The sequence below is a fragment of the Dactylosporangium sp. NPDC051484 genome (assembly GCF_040689395.1).
Lineage (GTDB): Bacteria > Actinomycetota > Actinomycetes > Mycobacteriales > Micromonosporaceae > Dactylosporangium.
Window position 1 is genome coordinate 89,106 of sequence record NZ_JBFAZX010000003.1, and the last position, 21,794, is coordinate 110,899.

At 68.4% G+C, this 21,794-nt stretch carries 18 protein-coding genes and 1 pseudogene; 10 read left to right on the forward strand and 9 right to left on the reverse strand.

Translation table 11 applies throughout. From position 1 onward, the window contains the following. Nucleotides 1-58 precede the first annotated feature (58 nt). Complete coding sequence (locus AB0367_RS06750) at nucleotides 59-1,243, forward strand: pyridoxal-phosphate dependent enzyme (protein WP_366225215.1); 1,185 nt, start codon at nucleotides 59-61, stop codon at nucleotides 1,241-1,243. A gap of 223 nt (nucleotides 1,244-1,466) precedes the next feature. On the opposite strand, the gene AB0367_RS06755 is transcribed toward AB0367_RS06750, so the two are convergent. The 7 genes and pseudogenes from AB0367_RS06755 to AB0367_RS06785 form a co-directional block, all read right to left on the reverse strand. Beyond that, the gene (locus AB0367_RS06755; RefSeq protein WP_366225216.1) at nucleotides 1,467-2,660 is read right to left on the reverse strand and encodes a hypothetical protein; all 1,194 of its coding nucleotides are present in this window, start codon (nucleotides 2,658-2,660) and stop codon (nucleotides 1,467-1,469) included. A 117-nt stretch (nucleotides 2,661-2,777) separates the two neighbouring features. Further along, complete coding sequence (locus AB0367_RS06760) at nucleotides 2,778-2,987, reverse strand: hypothetical protein (protein WP_366225217.1); 210 nt, start codon at nucleotides 2,985-2,987, stop codon at nucleotides 2,778-2,780. A 697-nt stretch (nucleotides 2,988-3,684) separates the two neighbouring features. Then, nucleotides 3,685-5,001, reverse strand: coding sequence for an ATP-dependent Clp protease ATP-binding subunit ClpX (gene clpX / locus AB0367_RS06765; protein WP_366225608.1), 1,317 nt, complete (start codon nucleotides 4,999-5,001; stop codon nucleotides 3,685-3,687). A 313-nt stretch (nucleotides 5,002-5,314) separates the two neighbouring features. Next, nucleotides 5,315-6,394, reverse strand: coding sequence for a class II histone deacetylase (locus tag AB0367_RS06770; protein WP_366225218.1), 1,080 nt, complete (start codon nucleotides 6,392-6,394; stop codon nucleotides 5,315-5,317). Continuing rightward, entirely contained in the window at nucleotides 6,387-6,659 is a 273-nt protein-coding gene (locus AB0367_RS06775; RefSeq protein ID WP_366225219.1) for a PqqD family protein, read from the reverse strand. Before AB0367_RS06775 ends, AB0367_RS06770 begins: the two co-directional genes overlap by 8 nt. 5 nt (nucleotides 6,660-6,664) lie before the next feature. Next, nucleotides 6,665-7,468 carry a hypothetical protein gene (locus AB0367_RS06780; RefSeq protein ID WP_366225220.1) on the reverse strand — a complete coding sequence of 268 codons (804 nt, stop codon included), beginning with the start codon at nucleotides 7,466-7,468 and terminating at the stop codon, nucleotides 6,665-6,667. Between the two features lie 564 nt (nucleotides 7,469-8,032). Next, nucleotides 8,033-8,149, reverse strand: a pseudogene (locus AB0367_RS06785) (IS5/IS1182 family transposase); the annotation flags it as partial. 583 nt (nucleotides 8,150-8,732) lie between these two features. Between AB0367_RS06785 and AB0367_RS06790 the strand changes: the two are divergent. Continuing rightward, the gene (locus tag AB0367_RS06790) at nucleotides 8,733-9,512 is read left to right on the forward strand and encodes a phytanoyl-CoA dioxygenase family protein (RefSeq protein WP_366225221.1); all 780 of its coding nucleotides are present in this window, start codon (nucleotides 8,733-8,735) and stop codon (nucleotides 9,510-9,512) included. Between the two features lie 48 nt (nucleotides 9,513-9,560). Here AB0367_RS06790 and AB0367_RS06795 read toward each other — a convergent pair whose 3' ends face one another. Next, entirely contained in the window at nucleotides 9,561-10,541 is a 981-nt protein-coding gene (locus AB0367_RS06795; protein WP_366225222.1) for a hypothetical protein, read from the reverse strand. A gap of 30 nt (nucleotides 10,542-10,571) precedes the next feature. After that, nucleotides 10,572-11,531 (reverse strand): nucleoside-diphosphate kinase, encoded by a 960-nt coding sequence (locus AB0367_RS06800; protein WP_366225223.1) that lies wholly within the window; start codon nucleotides 11,529-11,531, stop codon nucleotides 10,572-10,574. 556 nt (nucleotides 11,532-12,087) lie between these two features. On the opposite strand from AB0367_RS06800, the gene AB0367_RS06805 reads away from it, so the two are divergent. The 8 genes from AB0367_RS06805 (at nucleotide 12,088) to AB0367_RS06840 (ending at nucleotide 21,760) form a co-directional block, all read left to right on the forward strand. After that, entirely contained in the window at nucleotides 12,088-13,176 is a 1,089-nt protein-coding gene (locus tag AB0367_RS06805) for an alkaline phosphatase family protein (RefSeq protein WP_366225224.1), read from the forward strand. A gap of 53 nt (nucleotides 13,177-13,229) precedes the next feature. Beyond that, nucleotides 13,230-13,403, forward strand: coding sequence for a hypothetical protein (locus AB0367_RS06810; protein ID WP_366225225.1), 174 nt, complete (start codon nucleotides 13,230-13,232; stop codon nucleotides 13,401-13,403). Beyond that, nucleotides 13,393-14,874 (forward strand): amidase, encoded by a 1,482-nt coding sequence (locus AB0367_RS06815; RefSeq protein ID WP_366225226.1) that lies wholly within the window; start codon nucleotides 13,393-13,395, stop codon nucleotides 14,872-14,874. Before AB0367_RS06810 ends, AB0367_RS06815 begins: the two co-directional genes overlap by 11 nt. Further along, entirely contained in the window at nucleotides 14,871-17,015 is a 2,145-nt protein-coding gene (locus tag AB0367_RS06820; protein ID WP_366225227.1) for an FAD/NAD(P)-binding protein, read from the forward strand. Before AB0367_RS06815 ends, AB0367_RS06820 begins: the two co-directional genes overlap by 4 nt. Continuing rightward, a complete protein-coding gene (locus tag AB0367_RS06825; protein WP_366225229.1) occupies nucleotides 17,012-18,058 on the forward strand; it encodes a TauD/TfdA family dioxygenase in 1,047 nt (348 codons plus the stop codon). The genes AB0367_RS06820 and AB0367_RS06825 overlap by 4 nt, the downstream gene beginning before the upstream one ends. Next, nucleotides 18,055-19,899 carry a M28 family peptidase gene (locus AB0367_RS06830; protein WP_366225230.1) on the forward strand — a complete coding sequence of 615 codons (1,845 nt, stop codon included), beginning with the start codon at nucleotides 18,055-18,057 and terminating at the stop codon, nucleotides 19,897-19,899. The genes AB0367_RS06825 and AB0367_RS06830 overlap by 4 nt, the downstream gene beginning before the upstream one ends. Nucleotides 19,900-19,943: 44 nt before the next feature. Then, nucleotides 19,944-20,948, forward strand: coding sequence for an aminotransferase class I/II-fold pyridoxal phosphate-dependent enzyme (locus tag AB0367_RS06835; protein WP_366225231.1), 1,005 nt, complete (start codon nucleotides 19,944-19,946; stop codon nucleotides 20,946-20,948). Nucleotides 20,949-21,277: 329 nt separating this feature from the next. Further along, nucleotides 21,278-21,760: a transposase gene (locus AB0367_RS06840; RefSeq protein WP_366225232.1), complete on the forward strand. Its 483-nt coding sequence runs from the start codon at nucleotides 21,278-21,280 to the stop codon at nucleotides 21,758-21,760. Nucleotides 21,761-21,794 lie beyond the last annotated feature (34 nt).

Here is a 21,794-nt window from a genome sequence, read left to right on the forward strand (position 1 = left end):
CCGGCGTACGGCAGATCACGGCCGAGGAGGCCGATTATTTGAGGGAAGGACCCAGCACATGGGCGATGTCGTTGGTCGGGAGCTGGTTACCGGCTGCGATTGGCTGCAGTATGACTACCGGCCGGCCCTGCTTCCCGCCGGCCTGGCGCGGTCGTTGGACATGTGGCGGTACCGGGACCTGCTGCCCCTTGCCGCCGGTCCGATCCGGTACCCCCTGCCGGTCGGCGGCAGCCCACTGCTATCCGTACCCGGACTGCGGCAACGGTTGGACGTACCCCAACTGTGGATCAAGGACGAGACCCACGGGCCCAGTGCCTCCAACAAGGACCGGGCCACGGCCCTGGTCATTGAGGATGGCCTGCGCCGCGGCGTTGACACCATTACCACCGCCTCCACCGGCAACGCCGCAGTGGCCACGGCGTTCGGCGCGGCAGCGGCCCAGCTGCGCGCCGTCATCTTCGTGAGCATCGACTGCCAGCCGGACAAGCTCGCGCTGATGACGCAGGCCGGCGCCCGAGTCTTCCAGGTGCGCGAAGGTTACGCGGCGGCCGTCGACCTTTCCCGCGCGGCGGCCGACCGGTTCGGCTGGCTCGACCGCAACACCGGTACCAACCCGCTGACGATGGAGGCGAAGAAGACGGTCGCCTTCGAGGTGTGGGAGCAGCTCGGACGGCGGATACCGGATGTCGTCATCGCCCCGGTCGGTGACGGTCCGACGCTCGCCGCGCTCGACAAGGGCTTCGCGGAACTGGTCAGATGCGGGGTCGCCGAGCGACAACCGCGCCTCGTCGGCGTGCAGGCCGAGCGCTGTCAGCCGCTGGTGTGCGCCTGGACCGGGGTAGAGCCGCGTGCCGACCAACTGGACCCGGCCGGCACGATCGCTGACGGGATCGCCGTGCCGAAAGCGGCGATCGGGGATCTGGTGCTGACGGCGGTGCGCCGGGGTGGCGGCGCTATGGTGGCCGTGTCCGACGACGCGCTGCTCGCCGCCGCGGCTACGCTCGCCAGTGACGCCGGCGTCGGAGCGGAGCCGGCCGCGGCCGCGTCGCTGGCCGGACTGGCGCTCGCTCTTGACGACGGTCTGGTGGATCGCTCCGAGACCGTGGTTCTGCTCAACACCGGCCGGGAGGTCAAGCCGAGCCCGGCCTCGGGCAGTGCCGGCCGGGTCAGCATCGTGAACGCCCGGCTCGATGAGGTGCGGCGGGCCCTGGACAGCGATCAGCCCCGCATGCCCGGATCGTGACCTGCGCAAGAGAGGCCGTTACTGGGCTTGTGTACTGGCCGCGCCGGCATGGAACGCGCTGCTCACCGACGCCGGGATCACCGTCGCGAAGATCCCGGCGTCGGGTCGTAGACCGGATGCTCATCCATGGCGAGGGGCACGTGGCTGGACGTGTACGTCCGTCACCACAACGGTTGGCGGCCACAACGATCTCTGGACGTGGCCCCGCCCCGGTTCGAACACATCAGCGCGGAGATCCCGCGCCGCTGAGCATCTTCTGGAAGCGCCGCAGCAACGGGAACGGCACGTCGCGTTCGACGTGGAAGCCAAGCTGGGCGTTGTAGGCGTACTCGACCGGGTCGGAAAGGCTCAGGGCCGACATGCCGCGGGCGAACTGCTCGACGTAGCCTGGGAACTGCGACTGCAGCGTGTAGATGACGCTGTAGTACAGGTTGCGTCCCAGCGAGAAGCACGGGTACCGGGCGTCGTAGTTGTCCAGCGAGTACTTGGGGAAGCAGCCATCGATGATCCGCTTCGGGCAGAGCCACAGCGGGAACACGAGCCGGATGTCGTCCCCGATCGCCCGCACCGGGAAGCCGGCCGGCTTCAGTCCAGTCGAGACACGGAACATGTTCTCGCAGACGATGTCCTCGAGGTTGACGCCGGTGCAGATGTACTGCGTGCCGATCTCGCGGGCGTGCTTCGACAGCGCCAGGCGGATGAGCAGCGTACCCATGAACTCGAAGTCGTCGCCGGGGAATTCCCGCTCGAACCGGTCGATCAGCGGCACCGCGTCCTTCGGAATGCCCAAGAGCTCCTTGACCTCGTCCGCCTCAATAATCCGCAGGGTCAGCCCGTACGTGTCGCAGAGCGCCTGCGCACGGGGCACGCCGGCGTCCCAGTCCGGGATGCCCTTGAGGATCACCGGGTGCACCGTGATTCCGTGGTCGGTGAGTTGACTCAGCCCGTACAGCAGCGCGTTGCTGTCGCCCCCGCCACTCACCCCGACGACGAGATCCGAGCCGGCGGGCACGTGGGCGCGGATCGTGTCGCCGACCCGGTCGGCGATGATCGACTTACCCTCGGCCGGGCTCAGTTTCTTAAGGAACGTCTCGGTGCCACCCTGCTCGTTGTCGAAGCGCTGGTAGATGTACTCCGTCGCCTCCGCGCCCGGATCGTCGCTCTCAATGACCGCGAAATCGGTCGGCGTGAAGAGGAACGGATTGACGTTGCGGTTGAAGTACAGCAGGATCTCCGACGCATCGACGAAGTCCCGCAACGTGAGATCGAGGCACGCGGTGAGGCGTGGCTCCCCGCCCGATTTCGGCCGGACGTAGATGGAGACCGCCGACCACGGGACATTCGCGCGGCCGAGTATGTCGATGAGGCGTTCGTCCGCCCCACCGGGAAGCGCTTGGCGGCCGTGGGACGTGACCACCGAAACCACTGGAATTTCTACATCGTGAGCGTTCATGGTCTACCGGTCCCGTCTGAGCGTGATGGGTGCGGGTGCGGTGACGATGGGCCGCCGGAAAACCGGCGACCCATCGCTTAATTACTGAGCGCCGACCTCGCAGGAGGCGCCGCAGATGACCTCGAGGCCGTTCTTCGAGGCCGGAACGAACGAGGCACCCGAACGGAACGACTCGAGCTCCGCAACACCGAGGCTGGCCATCCGGGACGGACCAGCCGCCCGGATGAGCTCGACGGCCTGCTCTTTGAGGCCGAAGTTGCTGCTCTGGACGGGGGACACAGCTTCGCGCATGTGACGCTCCTTAATCCAGCGGGACTTGTTTCCCGCATAAGCAGATTACCCGCCGCATTCTGAGGAATGTCAAGGCCATCGGATGTGGTCACTGCTTGTATTCGTTTTCGCGAGACCGTGCGTCTCAAGTGGTATAGCAATCCTGTCTCAGATGGAAATTCGGCTCCGACGCATTCTGCGACAATCACACGGGCGCACGGCACAATCCAGACGCTTCGGCGAACCGGCTCCCTGCCGGCCTGCCGCCCCCGCCATCCTGCTGGCACCGTGGACCCGCCGAACTGACCAGGGGCGACGGTCCGCAGTGTGACGTACGCCACTCCTTCAGGATGCGACCAGACCAGCCGATACATCGCTCGCCGTATCCGCCGGGCTGGCCCCTGGCGCCGGCCGCAGTGGTCGGGTCGCGCAGACGGCCCACCGGAAGGCGCTCGCAACCGCCCGACTGTGGTATCAATGCGTGGCGGATTCGAAAATGAGCCGAGCGTGCCTGCATCGCAGTCCCTCGACTGGTCCACATTGACCCGCATGCCCTTGAAGGCCGGCGTTAGGAGCGGAAGACAAACTTCCGCGACGCATTCGGGCTCTTCGAAGTTAAGCGGCGTTGAGGTGCCCGCTGGCGTGGCAGGTGCGCAATCGCTGGTTGTCGGGTTTGCGGAAGCCGTAGGTCTCGCGGGCGATGGTTTTGATGACGGCCTCAGCCGCCGGCCGGCGGCGACTGCAATGACAGCGCCGAGTCGAGCGGGACCTCGCTGCCGTTGCGCAGCAGCAGCAACGGGCTCGCGTGGTCCAGGATGGCGTCCTGCGTCACGATGATGGCTGCCACGTCAGGCAGCGAGGGCACCTCGTACATCGGCGCCACCAGCACCGATTCCAGGATGGCCCGCAGGCTCCGGGCACCGGTGCCACGCATGATGGCCTGATCGGCCACGGCCTCCAGCGCCCCTGGCTCGAACTGCAGATCGACCCCGTCCACCTGCAACAGTTGCCGGTACTGCTTCACCAGAGCGTTCTTCGGCTGCGTGAGGATCTGCAGCAGTGCGTCGCGGTCCAGGTTCCGCACCGACGTGATCACCGGCAGACGGCCGATGAACTCCGGGATCATGCCGAAGGACACCAGATCCTCCGGGGTGATGTCGGCCAGCAGGTCGCTCTTGTCCGCATCGATCCAGGCGGCGATGTTCCCGCCGAACCCCATCTCCCGCCGGCCTACCCTGGCCTGGACGATGCGTTCGACGCCGACGAACGCCCCGCCGAGGATGAACAGGATGTGCGAGGTGTCGATCCGGACAGTGTCGCGGTCTTGGTACCCGCGCCCGCTACGGGCGTTCGCCCCGTGCTCCTTCAGCGAGATCGTCGCGACGGTACCCTCGAGGATCTTGAGCAACGACTGCTGCACGCCCTCGCCGGACACGTCGCGCGATCCCGTCGCGCCATCGCTGCGGCGGGCGCATTTGTCAATCTCGTCGATGTACACGATGCCGGTCTGCGCCCGCTCGATGTCGAACTGCGCGGCGCGCACCAGCTGCAGCAGGATCGTGTCCACGTCCTCACCGACATACCCGGCCTGCGTCAACGCGGTCGCGTCGGCCACCGCGAACGGCACGTTGAGGATACGGGCCAGCGTCTGCGCAAGCAGGGTCTTACCGGAGCCGGTCGGCCCCAGTAGGAGGATGTTGGACTTCGCCAGTTCCACCCCGTCGTGGCCGCCGCCGGAGAGCAGCTGGATCCGCTTGTAGTGGTTGTAGACCGCCACCGACAGGGCGCGTTTGGCCTGGTCCTGGCCAACGATGTACTCGTCGAGGAAGGCCCGAATCTCCCGGGGCTTCGGCACGCCCTCGGCCACCCGCGCGGCCTCGCTGGCGCGATTCTCCGCCACCACCTCGGCGCACAGCTCGACGCAGCCGGCGCAGATCTGCACTCCCGGACCCTCGACCAGCCGCTCGACCTCGCTCTCCGGCTTCGTGCAGAACGAACACCTCGACGTCACGCGTGATGAGTCCGCCGCGACCATCTGTCCCCCTTGTCCATCGGACGGTGCTGTTTCGAGCCCCGCGTTCCAGGGACGCCGGAACCGACCGGGGAGCAGCTGATCAACCGACCGGAGCGCGCCGCCAGCATATCGACCTACGTCACACAAAACACTGTATCGGATGTCGGGTGGATGTGGGGCCGGACCTGCTGTCGCGCCGGGACCAACGCGGTCCGCTCGGATGCCGGCCACCTGGCCGTGAGTGCCTTCAGGGCTGCGCGTCGACTCGTCGCGCATGTAGGCATATTCGTCGAACCCACACCCGTAGATAACTGTCCTTTATGGACATCGATCGCTAGCCCGGCGCTCGAGGTACCCCCGCCACCAGTCCGGCGCATTCCGCGATCACCGCCTCCGCCTCCGATGTGACCTGTTCGGCGAAGTCGGTGGACCACCGTTGCAGGAACGGATCTGCGATGCCGGCGTCCTCGCCGGCCAACGCCTCCACGATGCGAAGCAGACACAGCGGCATGAATTGCAGCGCATAGCCGCCCTCATGGGTCAGCACAAGCCGGCCGCGGGCGTACCGCTCAGCGATCTCGACGATCCGTGTCGTCATCCAGCCGTAGTCGCCGGAGTGCAACGCCAGCCGGGCCGACGGGTCCAGGTAACTCCCGTCCAGGCCACTCGCCACGAAGACGATGTCGGGCCTGAACCGCGCCGCCGCCGGCCCGACGATGCGGTCGAACACAGCCCGATAGACACCGCCACCGCTGCCCATCGGGACCGGGACGTTGATATTGGTACCCACGCCCGAGCCCCCGCCCCGCGCGTCGGTGCCCCCGGTGCCGGGCGGATACGCGCGCCCCTGATGGATGGAGATGGTCAGCACCCCGGGGTCGTCCCAGAAGGCGGCCTGTTGGCTGTTGCCGTGGTGGGCGTCCCAGTCGACGATGAGGATCCGACGCGCGCCGAGCCGCTTGGCCTCCATCGCCGCGAGCACCAGGTTCGCGAACTGGGCGCCGCCGGCGCTGTCGGCCTCAGTGTGATGGCCCGCGGGTCGCACGAGCGCATACCCGTTGCGTAGCTCGCCCCGCCAGATCCGCCGGCACAGCTCGACGGCGGCGCCCGCGGCGAGCAGTCCGACTTGGACATCTGGGGACGGCGTCCCCGGCCCGAGCAGCCCCCGGTCCCGCGTGAACCGTTCGGTGTGGAACGTGAGGACTTCCCGGGCTGTCGCGGGCGGGAAGTCCTCGATGATGCGTACCGACGGCAGCATTCCGGCCGCGTGCGTCAGGATGTCGAACAGGCACTGCACGCGGTCGCCGCGGTCCCAGCCCTCGTCGGGCAAGAAGTCCGGGACAGGAAACGGTGCCCGTCGCGAGGCCCGGAGTAGGGCGAATGTCGGCGTCCACGCCACCCCGGTCTCAACCATCGATATCCATGATCTGATGCCCCGCCAACTCGACAAGTAGTCCAGCGCTGTCGCGCACCGCCCGATCGAGCGATATTCCGTATGTCACCGCGACCTGTTCGCCTATCTGGCGTACTGTGCGCGAACCGTCGACCTGGCGGAACACGAACTCGGCGCACTCGTCGAGTTCCAACGCCCGGTCCGCGGTGGCGACAAAGAGCTTCCCGCGGTACTTACGAACGCGTGCGCCGAGGCGGCGGCGTGGCACAGTGTCGGGACCCACCATGGCCGTCAGAGCTCCGCTTCGAGCGACAGGTTCTTGCATACCTCGACCACCTGCTCGACCCAGCGCTCCGGGGCAGCGGGATCGAGGCCGGCCATGGTCTCGAAAGCCCAGTAGCGCTCGAACGACAGATGCGGCGGATTGGCCTCCTGGAAACGCCGGGCCCGCCACTTGGCGCTGCGGGATCCGTAGCGCCCACGGCTCTCGAGCAGAGCGTCGATGGCATGGCCGAACGCGATGCGCGCCGCCAGCACCGCGCTGATGACATCACCTTCGGCAAGTTGGCCGAGCGCGTCCTCGACGGACGCGTCGGCCTGGGCGAGTGACCGAGTCACCGTGAAGGCCCGGAACGCCGAGCGGGCCAGCGCCGTCTGGCGGCGCTCCACCCAATCCGCGCCGCACAGCGGCACACAGGTAGTCAGGCGTTCGAGGAACAACTCCTCGGCGTCGACCAGTTCCCTGGACGGGGCGCGGCCACTCTCGAACCGCGCGTGGCTCACCTTGGCGAATACCTGGTCGACCTGAGTGTCCAGCCAGAACTTGATTTCCCACCGGCGGTTGTCGACGGTGGTGACGGCGATCGGCACGCTGCGCGGGCGCACCTGCACCGGGACGCTTCCAGCCCGGTCACCGGCCCACTCCGATGTGGAAACCACCACGAAGTCGTAGTCGCTGCCCGGGTTGTCCCACCCGAGCGCCACCGAACCGACGCACAGCACGGCGATCCAGTCGTCCGGCACCAGCCCCCGCCGCTGGAGTTCGGCCAGGCAACCGGTCAGGTCTGCCTGCCGCGCCGACCGCCGCTGCACCATCGCGGTGGGTGTGCGTGGTACTTCGGACAGATGGGCCGCTGACCCTTTACGCAACGCGCGCACCCTCTTTCGCTCCCGAGATCGTAGGCACGAAAAGTGTCCATTGCGGCGATCGACCATGTTCGCCATGCATCCACCAACTGGCGTTGATGCTCCGCGACTACCGCTACCGACGTCGGCCACGAGGTGGTCACGTTGAGCCGGGCGAAGCCCTGGTGGTAACCGCGGAAGCGGAGCCCGTCCACCAGGTCCAGGCAGCAGTGCTTTCGTACGTAGCCGGCGGTGTCACTCTGGACGTCCGGCGGCACGACCCGGCGAAGGTCGAGCCCAAAACATGCAGCCAGCGGCGACGACGTAACTGGGAACCGTGGGTGCGACGTATGTCTTCCGACTATCCGGTCCAGCTGCCCCACCGACGGGTCCCGATGAGAGGAAGCCAGTCCGCTCAACGATTTTGCCCGTTGTCAACCTTCTGTCTCCCCATTATCAACTTCAATGCACTGTAGATGCTCGTCACAGCCTCGGCAAGGGGTGCAGTTGGCGGCTGCTCGCATCGCTCGTGGCGATCAGGCCGAGCGGGATCGCGCCGCCGTCGGTGCCGGTCGAGCGTTTCATGCCGCCCTTGCCCCGGTCGACCGGGGCAAGGGCGGTGCGTTCGCCGCCGCACGGGGCTTTCGTGATGATCCGGTTGGGCCCCGAGGGCGCCGTGTGTGGCGGCCACGGAGCCGAAGGCGTCGATCGACCTGCTGTCGTACGGCGCGCCCACGCCGATCGGGTTCGACAGGCGGCCGCGACGCGGCGGTTCGAGCACCGCTTCAGCCGGCGCCCCGGCTTGCGACCGGCGACCGTGCCGCGGTGGACGATCAACCGCGGCAAGCCGAACCTGGAACGACCGCCTCCATCCGGGACAACGTTTATTGCTCCCTCCTTGATAGACGTATATAACTCATGTCACACGTCAAGAAAATCAAATCAAGAATGTCCGGATCTCACGCGAAGCCGACGTGGAACCTGTTGGAGATTCCCTTGCCGAATCGAACAACTGGGGGACAAGCTGACGAATTGAAACACCTCTCCATGCCTGGAAACCCGTTGCCACGTAAGCGTTTCCGGCTACGAGACCGTCGGCGGGCCAGTCTCTTGGCATCCATTATTGGCTATTGACAATGGCGGTAGTGTGTCACCAGCCGAACTACACCACACGTTGTGAGAGAGCGGGTAACCAGTGACAGTCACCCATCCCACAGTGGCCGGAGTGCGTCGGGTGACCGACGACGAGGTCAAGCATTTCCAGACGCACGGCTGGGTCAAGCTGGAGGGTCTGCTGGACCGTTCGTTGGTCGATAAGTTGCTGGAGCGGGCCATAACAAAGATGGGCAGCGATCCGCTGACGCTCAGCACCGACCGACCGACCGAACTGCGTCCCAACGACTTCAAGTGGTACGAACGCTGGGACGGCTGCTCCCACCACGACGAGTGGATCAAGACCTTGAGTCACTCGCCGGCGATGGCCACCGTTGCCTCAGCGCTTATGGGCGGCCCGGTGCGCTACTACTACGACCACGTCTTCGTCAAGGTCCCAGCGGCCAATGCTGGCACCGAGACCCCGTGGCATCAGGATCTGCCACATCACCCGCTCGACCGGCAAGGAGCGTTCACCATGTGGATGCCGCTGATCGACTGTCCGCCCGAGATGGGCACGATGCGGTTCCTCAATGGTTCACATCGCTGCGGGCCCCTCGGTCGCTATCTCAACCGCGACGACGGCGTGAACCTGCTCGACGAGCACCCGGAGATGACAGAGCGGTTCGAGATCTCGCCGGCTCTGCACCTCAAGCCAGGTGACGCAACCGTGCATGATCTCGGGATCATCCACTACGCCCCGCCGAACACAACAGCAACGCCACGGTGGGTCTACACGCTGCAATGGCTGCCGCCGCAAGCTCGCTACACGGGAGCGCCCAACCATCGCACCGACGGCCACGGGCTCGAGCTCGACAAGCCGCTGGACCACCCGCGCTTCCCGATCATCCCGACCGAGTGACACCCGGGCCCGGCCGCCCGCCCCGAGATTGGTCCGGCTGAGGGTCGCCTACCGCGCGACGGACAGCGGCCGGCCCGCACGGGCAATCCAGTCCTGCGACGTCGGGGCGGGCATGGTGCCCGCGAGGCCCGGCCGCTCCATCGGCAGCACCTCGGTGGCGATGCGAACAAAATCCCACACGTCCGTGGCGGGATCCGCCGGGTCGATGACGGCGGCGAGTTCGTCCCAGCGCAGCTTCGGTCCGCAGTCGCGCGCCGCCCGAAGCCGGTCAAGGTCTTTGAGGGTGACACCGTGCGCGGCAAGCCGTCCGAACGCGGCTTCCAGGTCGAAATCGCTGGCCGGGTACAACCGCTCGAGCTCGTCGATCTCGGCGTAGGCGAGGTCTGCGAGGTCGTCGTCGTAGTGGTCGCGCGCCTGCTCAAACAGGCGACGCCGGTCCGCTCGGTCGAAGAAGATGCCGGCCTCACGAACCACGTCTGCCGGCTCGTCGGCCACGTGCACGAAGTTGATCACGCGGTGCGGTGGCAGCAGCACCGAGCGCAGCTGCTGCGGGCTGCGCGCTGTCGCGTCCGACGACCCCTTGAGCTCAGACAGGCGCATCGTGCCCGGCACGACGCCGTCGTATCGGACATCCACCAACAGCAGCAGGAGCGACGGCGTCGCCGCGTGCATGAGCGAGCACAGCGACAGCCGGTCGGCAGGATAGACGTGCCAGTCGTACTGCCAGACGGCTCGCATAGACTGACGGTTGTGCTGGAAGGGCGCGACGCCCACGACACGAAACCCTTGCTCCGCGAAGTACCGCATCGTGGGCCGCAGCCGCCGGCCGGCCACCCCGTCGGCCTTGAACGCGAACATGGCCATCGGGTTGAGCCAGTTCCGGCGGTCCGCTCCGAAGATGTCGACCACATCGGCCCAGCACTCACGGAAGTACAGATCCTCGGTGTATGCGGTGCGCTTGCGAGCCGAGGCGGTCAGCGCGAACCAGTCGTCCTCGTCGGGCATGCTGTCGGGGGTAGCGTCGGGCACCGGTGTCTCTCCTCTGTAGACCTTCGGGAATCAGGCTAGTTGGCCGGCTGTGGTGTCGACCGGCAGTCGCGCCGGTTCCCGCCACGCCATGGGATCGGGGTTGTCGATCACCTTGGGCTCGCCAGGCTCGTCGGCGATGATGGCATAGCTGCCGATCACGGTGAGGTCCCACTCGTCAACCCGGCAGTCCAGGGCCGACAGCTCGCGGACCAGCCAGCGCCAATCAATAACCACGCCACTGGTCGCCTGATCGAGGACCGCACGGACTCCGGCAATCCGGGGCTCATGGTCAGGACGCGAGACCACGAGCGCATCCAGCGCCGCGTCGACCCGGTCGACGGCGTCGGCGAGCGTGAACGACTTGGCGGAACTGCCGTCGCGTGCGAGCGCCTCCCGCAGCGTGTCGCGGTCCGCGTCGGCGAGTTTGCCGCTCGACAGCGCGGCCAGCATCCGGCGGCGGACATCCTGGGGAAACAACACCCCCAGCTCACGCACCAGGTCGGCGGGCTCGTCGGCGAAGTGCACCAGGCTGAACACCCTGTTCGGCTGGCGCAACTGGCTGCGCAGTGTGCCCGCGGCCTGGGTCTTGAGATTGGCCGAACCCTTCAGCTCGCTGAGCCGCACGGTGCCGGGCAGGTCATGCTGCCCGTCGCTGCGCAGCAGCAGCGCCAGGGAGGGTTGCGACAAGAAGAGCGCATCCTTCAGCGCAAGCCGATCGAGCGTCGCGGAGGTCAGCTGGTACCGCCAGAGTTCCCGCCACATGTGGCAGGAAAATGTGAGATATTCCACAGCTACCACTGAGAAGCCGTGTTCGATCACAAATGAATAGACCGTGTTGAGCTTTCCCGCGAGGAGTCCATCGGGCTTCATCATCAGGAAGGCGGCATTGTGCAACACCGAATCAATGGACGTGCCGAATATGTCAGTCGCGTCGGCCAGCGCCTCGCGGAAGTAGGATTCGCGCCGGTAATACTCGACCTTACGTGGCATCCGGGTAAGTCTCGACCATTCCACAGGGATCCGCCGCCTTCATCTCGCGGACGTCAGGTACGTGCGCACCAGGCTAGCAGGTTCGGCTGGGCGCAAACGCCCGCCGGGCGATCGTCAATCGTGGTCCTTGGCGCGGTAACAGCGGCTGCTGGCGGCGTCCCGGCGCTCGTCTGTCGCCGTCGGTGCGCCCTTGTCCCAGGTGGCGTCACCTGCCCGGAGCCATCTGAAACATTGGCGTGCACACGCCATCCGAGACAACAAAATGACCTGGGGGCCCGGCGGTGCCGCTGCCAGGAAACCCTGCCCTGGGCAGCCCTTTACTCGAAATTTGGAGCGCCCGGATGCATCGACGTCAGCCGCACCAGCCCTTGACAGTCGACGCCCCCGCGTCAGTACTCTGGCGGGCACCGGAAACAGTGCGTACGAACGGCAGGGGGCTTGATGCGCGAGACAATCTCTCGGGCTGAAGAATGCGCCGGCCGGACATATTCCAGCGGTCGAGCGGCGAGGGTGTCCGATGTCGCCCGATCGTCCTGAGCGACCGTTTCAACCGCCGATGCCGCCCATCTCGATGCCCGCGGACCTGGCCGAAGCAGCGGTCACGGCGTTCCGCGCCGAGCTGGCGGCGATCCTCGCGCGCGAGGCCGGCTCGGCTGTGGCACGCGACGTCGTCGTCCTGGCACTCGACGGAGTCGGCTACGAGGTGGCCCGCGAGTGCTGGCCGTCGGCGCGGACCCGGCTGCGACGCTCGGTGTGGCCGACGACCACGGCGACGAGCTGGCTGAGCCAGTTGACCGGCTGCGACGTCGCGACGCATGGGATACCGGGCGTCGTGTTCCGCGGGCCCGCGGGCGACGGGCTGATCAACGTCTTCGACCATCAGGGTCGCGATCTCATCGATCCGCTGCCGACCGTCTTCGACGATGCGGCACACCTCGGATACACGCCGATGGCCGTGCTCGGCGACATGGAGACCTACCCCGGCCGGTGGCGGGACGCTCTCCTGCACGGCGCTCAACCGGTCCTCGGGCACCGTTTCTACACGCCGGTGAGCGGCCCGTACCGCGAGCGGGCGCCCGAGCTGCTGGCGTCGCTGATCCGAAAGGCGGTGGCCGATGGACTGAGCCGCGGTAGCGGCGCGCCGCGGCTGCTCTGGTGCTACATCGAAGTGGACCGGCACGTGCACCACCATGGGTATGACTCGCACACAACGGCGGTGCTGGCCGCGCTGGACCGGCTGGCTTGCGAGCTGGCCGACACGGGCGCGGTGGTGCTGGCGCACGCCGACCACGGGCTCGTGGCGACCCGTCCCGACCCTGAGCTTGCCGCGCTCCTCGACGTGGTCTGCGCCAAGCACGACTGCCTGATGGGCGGAGCCGGGCGGACCCGGTGGCTGTACCCTGCGGCCGGGACCGCGGACGCAGTCGCGGAACAGCTGCGCACGCAACTGCCGGCTTCGGTTTCCCTCGATCACGCTGATGCGCGCTTTGGCACCGCGGAGACCTCCCGCGCCCGCCGGCGGGTCGGCGAACTGGTGCTCACGGCGCTCGGCGAATCCTTCCTCGTCGACCCGGACTACCGGTACGAACACGGCTCGCTGCTGGCGGGCGAGGTCGACACCCCCCTGTCCAGCTGGGGGCTGTGAGCAACGGAGGCGGCATGGCGGCGAAGCACAACACAGCGGACCTCGATCGAACGTTGGGTATCTTGATGGCGCGGGTCGGCATCACCGTGCCGGACGACCGCCGGGCCGGTGTGCTCGCCGGGTTTCAGGAGCTGACCGGCATGGCCGCGCTGATGCGCCAACCGCGCGACGCCGCGGCGGAGCCGGCAGCGATGTTCGACCTGGCGGCGGTACTGCGTGAGCACTGAGCCGTCGATCAGCGACCGTCCGCTGCACGAGTGGACGGTCGGGGAGCTCGGTGCCGCTCTGCGCGACGGCACGCTCACCTCCCGGGAACTGACTGAACACACACTGCACCGCATCGCCGCCGTCGACCCGCAGGTGCACGCCTTCATCCTGGTCACCACCGAGCAGGCGCGCATGGATGCGGCGCAGGCCGACGCGGACCTGGACGCCGGCATCGACCGTGGGCCGCTACATGGCATTCCCTACGGGTTGAAGGACATCATCGACGCTACTGGCACCCCGACCACCTGCAACTCCCGGCTGATGCTCGACTTCCTGCCCAATCGGGACGCCACCAGTGTGGCGCTGCTTCGCGCCGGTGGCGCGGTCCTGGTCGGCAAACTCGCCACCGCCGAGTTCGCGCTCGGCGGTCCGGGCTTCGACCTGCCATTCCCGCCCGCCCGCAACCCATGGAACACGGCCCACTTCACGGGCGGCTCGTCCGCCGGCTCGGCGGCCGCGGTAGCCGCTCGGCTGGTGCCGATGGCACTGGGATCGGACACGGGCGGGTCGATCCGTTCGCCGGCCTTCAACTGCGGTGTCGTGGGCCTGAAACCGACCTATGGACTCGTGTCCCGCGCCGGTCTCTTTCCGCTGTCGTACTCCTTGGATCATTGCGGCACGCTCACCCGCACTGTCGGCGACGCCGCGCTCGCGCTGAACGTGCTGGCCGGCTTCGACTCGCGCGACCCGAGCAGCGTTCGAGTGCCGCCGCAGAACTACAGCGCCGAACTCGGCGCCGGTGTGCAAGGGCTGCGCATCGCCTATGCCCGCGAGATGTTCGCCACGTTGCCCGGTATTCACCCGGAGGTCGTCGGTTCGGTCGACGCGGTGGCCGAGCGGCTCGTTGCGCTGGGCGCCGACGTGACCGAGGTACACCTACCCGCGTTCGACCTCTTCAAGGCGTGCGGGCGGATCATCATGCTGGCGGAGGCGTACTCGATTCACGAGGAGACGCTACGCACCCGCCCGTACGACTACGGGCGGTACACCTACCAGCGCATCGCACCGGCCGCGACGCTGAGCGCCGCCGACCTGGTGCAGGCGATGCGCCTCCGCCGGGAGTTGACCGTCGCGCTGAACACGGTGCTCGAAGGGTATGACGCGATGCTCACCAACACCGGCATCGCGCCGGCTGCCCCGTTCGACGACTTCCCGCTCGACTGGCCACCGCCGAGCCACGCGGTGTCGGTACAGACGCCGACGTTCAACGTGACCGGCAATCCGGCATTGGCGCTACCGGTCGGGCTCTCGAACGGCGGGCTGCCGCTGGGCGTGCAGATCGTGGGGCGGCCGTTCGACGAGCGCATGGTGCTTCGGGTTGCCGCGGCACTGGAATCAGCGCTTGGGTTCTGCGACCGCACGCCGCCGGTCGGCCCGGCCGCGGCCGGGCCTGCGGCACTGGCCGGCGCGGGACGGGAGATCCTGCCGTGAGCCCGGTCCGGCTGGCCGTCGTGGGCGGTGGCCCGTGGTGCGTGTACGCGCTGGAGCGGCTGTGCGCCGAACTGCCGTTCGCACCGGTGCCCGACGGCTTGGTGATCTCCATTTTCGAGCGGACGGGTAGGTTCGGCGCGGGCACCGCCCACGACGACCGGCAGCCGGCCACGAGCTACCTCAACCGGGTCGCCAGCCAGCTGTCGTTCGCGGCGGACGAGTCCAACCGGGACGCCCGCCACCTGCTGCCCGCCGACCTTCGCCCGACGTTCGCCGAGTGGTGCCAGCGCCGATTCAAGCAGACCGGCGACAGCCGCTTCGATCTGCTTCCGCAGGACGTGCCGCAGCGATACCTGCACGGCATAGCCCTTCGCGAAATGTTCGATCGGTACCTCGACCTCCTCCGGGCGATCGACGGCGTGAGCGTGAGCGTCCACCCCGTTGAGGTCGTCGACATCGAGGAGAGCGGGGGCCGGTTCCGCATCCGCGCCGCCCACGTCGACGAGCCTGCGGACAACGTGCTGCTGGTCACCGGACAGTCGGAGAACACACCGGCGGCCGGCTCCGTGGCCGACACGCTACGGCTGCACGCCGACCAGCACCCGGAAGCATGCTATATCGGCAGCCCGTATCCGCTCGGCGAGCGGCTCACCGCGGAGTCGGTGCCGCCCGGCTGCCGGCTCGGCGTGCTGGGCCTCGGACTCACTTCTATCGATCTCATCCTGCATCTGACGGAAGGGCGAGGTGGCACCTTCACCCCGATCGGGACCGGTCCGCTGACCCGCCTGGAGTACCGGCGCAGTGGCGCGGAGCCGGCCAGCATTGTCGCGGTGAGCCCGAGCGGGCTGTTCCCATGGTGCCGTCCGGACAACCAGAAAGCCGCCGACCGCAGCGGGACCGGGCATGCGGCCCTCGAACACCGGCCCGCCTTCCTGACCGCAGAGGCCGTCGCCGTCCTCCGCTCGGCGGTGGGGGAGCCGGCCATCGTCAACGGCGTCGAGATGCGCCAGCTCGACTTCGAGCGCCATGTGTTCCCACTGGTCGTGCTGGAACTCGCCTACGCCTACTACCGCACGCTGTTCGGCGCCGCGGCCGAGGAGTTACACACCCTGGTCCGGTCGCGCTACCTGGCGTTCCTGCGCACTGGCGGCGCGCCGCGGGACGAGGCCGTGGAACACCTGCTCGCACCCGTGCACGCCTGGTTCGAGGAGGTGAGCCGTGCGGTCGAGACGGGAACCGCCGGCGCGGAGGTGCGCGCGGCGTTCCGCGGGGTCGTGTTCGGTGACGTGCCCGGCGCCGCGGTGTCCCCGTGGGGGCACCCGCACGACGTACGCGCGCATGCCTTCGACTGGCGTGCGCTGTTCGATCCGATCGGCGGCGACCACCCGGACCCCGAGCCGGATTGGCAGGCCAGGGTGATCACCCACATGCGCCGTGACCTCGCCGCCGCGGTGCAGGGCAACCTGGGAAACCCGGTCAAGGCCGCCTGTGACGGCGTGTGGCGCGACCTGCGTGCGGTCTTCTCGGCGGTGTTGGACTTCGGCGGGCTCACCGCCGCGTCCCATCGGCAGTTTCGCGAGATCTACCTGCGTCACTACGCCCGGATGTCCAACGGCGCAGGGATTGAGCCGATGCGCAAGGTGCTGGCACTGGTCGAGAGCGGGTTGCTCGACGTGTCGATCGGTCCCGGCGCCGTGGTGGAGCCGGTGCCGAACCGGCCTGTGTTCCGGTTGCGCGACCGGGCCGCGCGGGTGTGCCGCGAGGTCGAGGTGATGGTGGAAGGGCGCGGTCACCCGTTCGATCCGGTGCACGACGTGGGGCCGCTCTATCGCAACCTCATGGAGCGCGGCCTGGTGCGGCAGTGGCGCAACCCCGGAGCCGAGCCCGGCAGCGACTACCTCCCGGGTGCTCTGGACGTGTCACGAGCCTTCCATCCGGTGCGCCGCGACGGCGAGGTCGAGCATCGGCTCACGGTGCTCGGTGCGCCCGTGGAGGGCATGGTCTTCTTTCAGCTGTCCGCCGCCCGGCCGCACGCGGACAGCGGCGTCATCAACACCGTGGCCCGGTGGGCCGACGAGTTCGTCGGCACCATGGCGAAACGCACACCCGGGTATCCGGTACGAGAAGGAGTCCATCGATGAGCCTCGCCATCGTCAATGCCGGCCAGCGTCCGATCCTGCGACTGGTCGATGAGGATGCCCCGGTCGTCATGTTGGAGGAGGAGATCGGGCCCGACCGCGCCTGGCGTGGGACGACGGTGACGGCCGCCGACTGGACGGTGCCCGTCGACCACGACGCGCTGCGCGAGATCACCCGGTTGGTGCAGAACCTGCGCGCCGCACCGCTGCCGTTGCTGCTGCGCCGCCCCGAGCATTTCGACCTGCCGCACTGCCGCGAGCTGATGCGTCGAGTCCGGCGGACGCTTACCGACGGGATCGGGCTCGTGGTTGTGGATCGCATGCCGCTGCACGAAATGAGCCGAGAGGAGGCGACGACCGTGTACTGGACGCTGGGCCAGTTCCTCGGCCAGCCGGTCGCCACCAAATGGGACGGCACGATGCTGTACGACGTCAAGGACACCGGCAAGCGCTTCGGGCACGGGGTGCGCGGCTCGGCCACAAACGTGGAGCTGACCTTCCACACCGACAACGCGTTCGGAGCCACACTGCCCGACTTCGTCGGCCTGCTCTGTCTGCAGCAGTCCCAGTCCGGCGGGACCAGCCGGTTCTGCAGCCTCTACACCGTCCACAACGAGTTGCTGCGCCGCGCACCCGAACTGCTGCGACGGCTCTACCAGCCGGCGTACTACGACCGGCAGGCCGAGCACGCACCGGACGCACCGCAGGTGCTGCGTGCGCCGATGTTCAGCTACGCCGGCGGCAAACTCGCCGCGCGCCTGGTGCCAGGCCTGGTCCGACGAGGGTACGCGCTGATGGGTGAGGAGCCGGACGCACCGCTCGTGGACGCGTTGGAGTGCCTGGAGTCCGTGCTGGCCGACGAGTCGTTGCGGGTGGAGTTCAAAATCGAGCCGGGCCAGTTGCAGTACCTCAACAACCTCGAGTGCGGCCACTACCGCAGCGCCTTCGTCGACGCCGAAGAGCCTGAGCGCAAGCGGCACCTGATCCGGGTCTGGTATCGAGACCACGGCGGCCCGACCTACGACGGCTACCCGTCGCCGTCATGAGCCGACCGGCTGATCCGGTCGTCGCCTACCTGCTCGACGCGGTGCGTACCGCCGAGATGCTGGCGGATGTCGAGCGCCTCGCCACATACGACCGCTACCAGGCGTCGCAGGGCTTGGCGAGGGCCGCGGACCTGGTGGCCGCGTCGGCGGAGTCGGCGGGAGTCACCGGCGTGGACATTCAGTGGTACCCGGCGGACGGCGCCGCGCATTGGTGGACCTTTCGGAGTCCGGTTGCCTGGACACCGATCCACGCCTCGCTGCGCCTGTCCGGCCCCGGGGGTGGCTCGGTCGACATCGACCACGACACCGAGCCGTTCTCCGTAGCCACCTACTCCGCACCGACCGCGCCCGAGGGAACGGTGGCGCCGCTCGTGCGGCACGGTTGCGGGGCACCGCTCGGCGGCGCCGTCGTTGTCCTCGAGCGGGCGACCTACCTCGAGGGCGACGTGCTGACCACGTTGGCCGAGGCCGGTGCCCTGGGCTTCGTCACCGACACACCGTGGCGCGACGATGCGGGCACAGCCCGCCGGGGTCGTATCGAACTGCCACCGGACACCGGCCTCGCCGCGTTCAGCCTGACCCCCGCCGAACTCGACGTCGCCAGAGCCTTGGCGGACGCCGGCGGCACGGCCCGGGTCCGCATCAGCGTGGACCGCTCGGCCGCGATGCCGGTCGTGTCCGGCTTGCTCCCTGGCACTGACCAGGGACTGGACGAGATCTGGCTGACCGCCCACCTGTGTCATCCCCGCCCGAGCGCCAACGACAACGCCTCCGGCGTCGCGGCCGCGCTGGGCGCGGCGGCCGCGCTGCGTCGTGCGCAGCGGGACGGTCCACGGTGGCAGAACACCCGTGGCATTCGGTTGTTCTGGGGACCCGAGTTCCTCGGGATGGCCGCCACACTGCACGCCAACCGCGGTGGCAGGCTGCCCGGCGCGGTGCTCAACCTCGACATGGTCGGCGAGGACCAGACCCGTTGCGAATCGCCCTTCGTGCTCGAACGGCCGCCGGACTGTCATCCCTCGCTGCTTGCGCCGCTGGCCGAGCACGTCGTTGGCGCAGTGTTCGCCGCCACGGCGGTCCCGCGTGGTGGGACCTGGCGGACCGCTGAGTTCGACGGGTTCTCCGACCACGCGCTCTTCGCCGACCCATCGGTCCGCCGGCCGGCCGTTCAGTTCTGCCACCCGGCTGACCGGTTCAACCACTCGGCTGCCGACACCCCGGACAAGGTCTCCGCACTGGAGATGCTGCGCTCGGCCACGGCGGCTGCGGCGCTCGCGCACCTGGCCGCCGGTCCCGGCATACCGGGATCGGCACTGCCGGATGCCGTCGAGCGGTGGTGCCGGGCGCAGCGAACCGAGGCCGACCGGATCGCCGCCGGGCAGGACGAGCGGTGGGGCGCAGGGCTGCGCGCCCACGTCGCGCAGACCACCGCGGCGGTCCGCGCGCTGCTGCGTTCGGCGCCTCTCACGCAGAAGCCACCATCCGCCGCGGCCCAAGGGGCTGTCCCGCAGCGTCCGCTGCGGGCCGACTGGGCCGGGCCATTGAACCTCCGAGCGATGCAGCAATCGCTGCCGGATGGCACGCGGTCCCGCCTAGCCGGCCTGATCGCGGCGGACAAGTCGTGGCTGTCCGTGCTGTTCAACCTCGCCATCCGCGCCGACGGGAGCACCGACCGCCGGACACTGGTCGAGAAAACGTCCTTCGGTCTGCGCCGCCCACTCGACCCGGAGCCGACCGACCTGCTGCTTGACGCCCTGCTGGAATCAGGCTGGGTGACCGAGTCACCGATCACCCAAGGAGCATCACCATTCCCCTCGCCAACGACTCGTACCGCGAACTGAGCGCACTCGCCGATGATGGCGAGTGGCTGAACCTGGTCTGGACCGTGGACGAACGTGAGTTTCTCGCGGCCGACCTGGGCGGGCTCATCGCCGCCGAGCTCACCGACGAAGTCGCGGCCGGACTGCCGGCGGTGTACAGCTACCTCGTGCAGGACCCGTACGGCGAGCGCTGGCTGGGCCCGACGGTCGCCGAGCTGTTCCCGATGGCTGGATCCGGCGTCACCGTGGGCGCCGGCGTGATCGCATTGCTGCACGCGCTGGCCGGGCTCGCCGGGCGCGACCCGGTCTACGTTCTTGGCGACGTGTACCCAGACCTTCCACATTGGATGGTTGCGGCCGGCGGGCGGTGCGTCTCGCGCTTCGACTTCGGCAACGCAGACGACGCCGACCATGCCGGCAACGTGGCGGCGTGCGGCGCGCGGCTGGTGCTGATCGAGCGGCCCGCCCTGACCGGTCCTACCATGGACCTGCCGCGGCTGCGCACGTTCTGTGCGTCGCTACCCGCCGGGGTCGCTGTGCTGGTGGACGAGTCCTACGCCAACTACCATCCGCCGGCGTACAGTGCCGTGCCGCTCACCGCAGACCTGCCCAACCTGGCCGTCGTCCGCGGCCTGGCCAAGGGATACGGCCTGGGCGGGATCCGGGTCGGATACTGCGTGTCGTCCGCCGGCCTGACCGACCGGGTGCGTGCCCTGGTGCCGCCGATGCTCGCCGCGTCGCTGTCGCTGCGCCTCGCCCGGGCGGTCCTGGCGCTGGGCGATGTCACGGGACCGCTACGGGCCCGGATCGCACAGGTCCGAGCCGAGACCCTAGAGCTGTTCGAGCGAGCCGGTATTGTCGGTGCGCAGCCGGCCGGCGAGCACATCCCGTTTATGTTCTTCGATGATGAGGGCGATCCGGGACCGACCCGGCTCCGGGCAGCCGGCGTCCTCGGAAAACGGCACAACTACTGGTCCGAAAGGCGCCGGACCGCGGCGTACCGCTATCGCATCAGCCTCCCGCTACGGGCCGAACGGATGGCGTCGCTCCGCGCGAGGCTGACTGCCTGACGGCCGCCCGGTCATCGCAGCCGGGCGATCGTGCTCGTCGCAAGGTCTACTCCTGCGGGCTGCGCAGGGGTGACGTACGAGCCGATGCCCAGGTCGTGTTCGGTTTTCGCCAACTCGTCGGCGCACCACTTAGAGGCGTCGTCTTCGCTGTTCAGGGCCTGCCGCTGGACGGTCGACCTTGATATTCTGGGAAGCCACGACGGCGCCGAGAGGATGGCCGGCGTGCCCACGGACACACCCGATGACCGGCGAGTCGTGCGCGCTGCCCACAAACGTGAACGGTGCCGTTCGGTTGCGTGCCGGACGCCCCGAGCCCGGTGGAGGCCGGCGTGACAGATGAGCGGTTCTCCTGGCTAGCGCCGATGACCCTCTGGCCTTATGCCCTATCCCTCCTTCCCCCGCCACCGGTCCGTCCGCAGGGCGGTGGCGCACCCCGCCAGGACGACCGGGCCGTCTTCGCTGCGGTGGTCTTCGTCGTCGCGACCGGCACACCCTGGCGATCATTGCCGAAGCTCTTCGGAGTGTCCTGGCAGAACAGCCACCGCCGGTTCGTCGAGTGGACCAGCGCCGGCGTCTGGGTTCGGCTGCGACTGTCCACACAGGACGACGAAGCGGCGGGTGCCGCGCGGGAGTGGGCCGCGATCCTCGCGCAGAACGCAGAAACCCGGCTGCGGGAGCCGCGCTACGCCGCACCCGCAGCCGCGATCGATGGCACGGCAGGGTCGAAGTCGGCACCCGGCTGGCGCAGGCCAACGGTCCGCCAGGTGCACCACACGCTTGCCGATCGGCTATTCGGTGCACGGACCCAGTAGTACTTTGTTAGCTCGTGTCATCGAATGGGCGTTT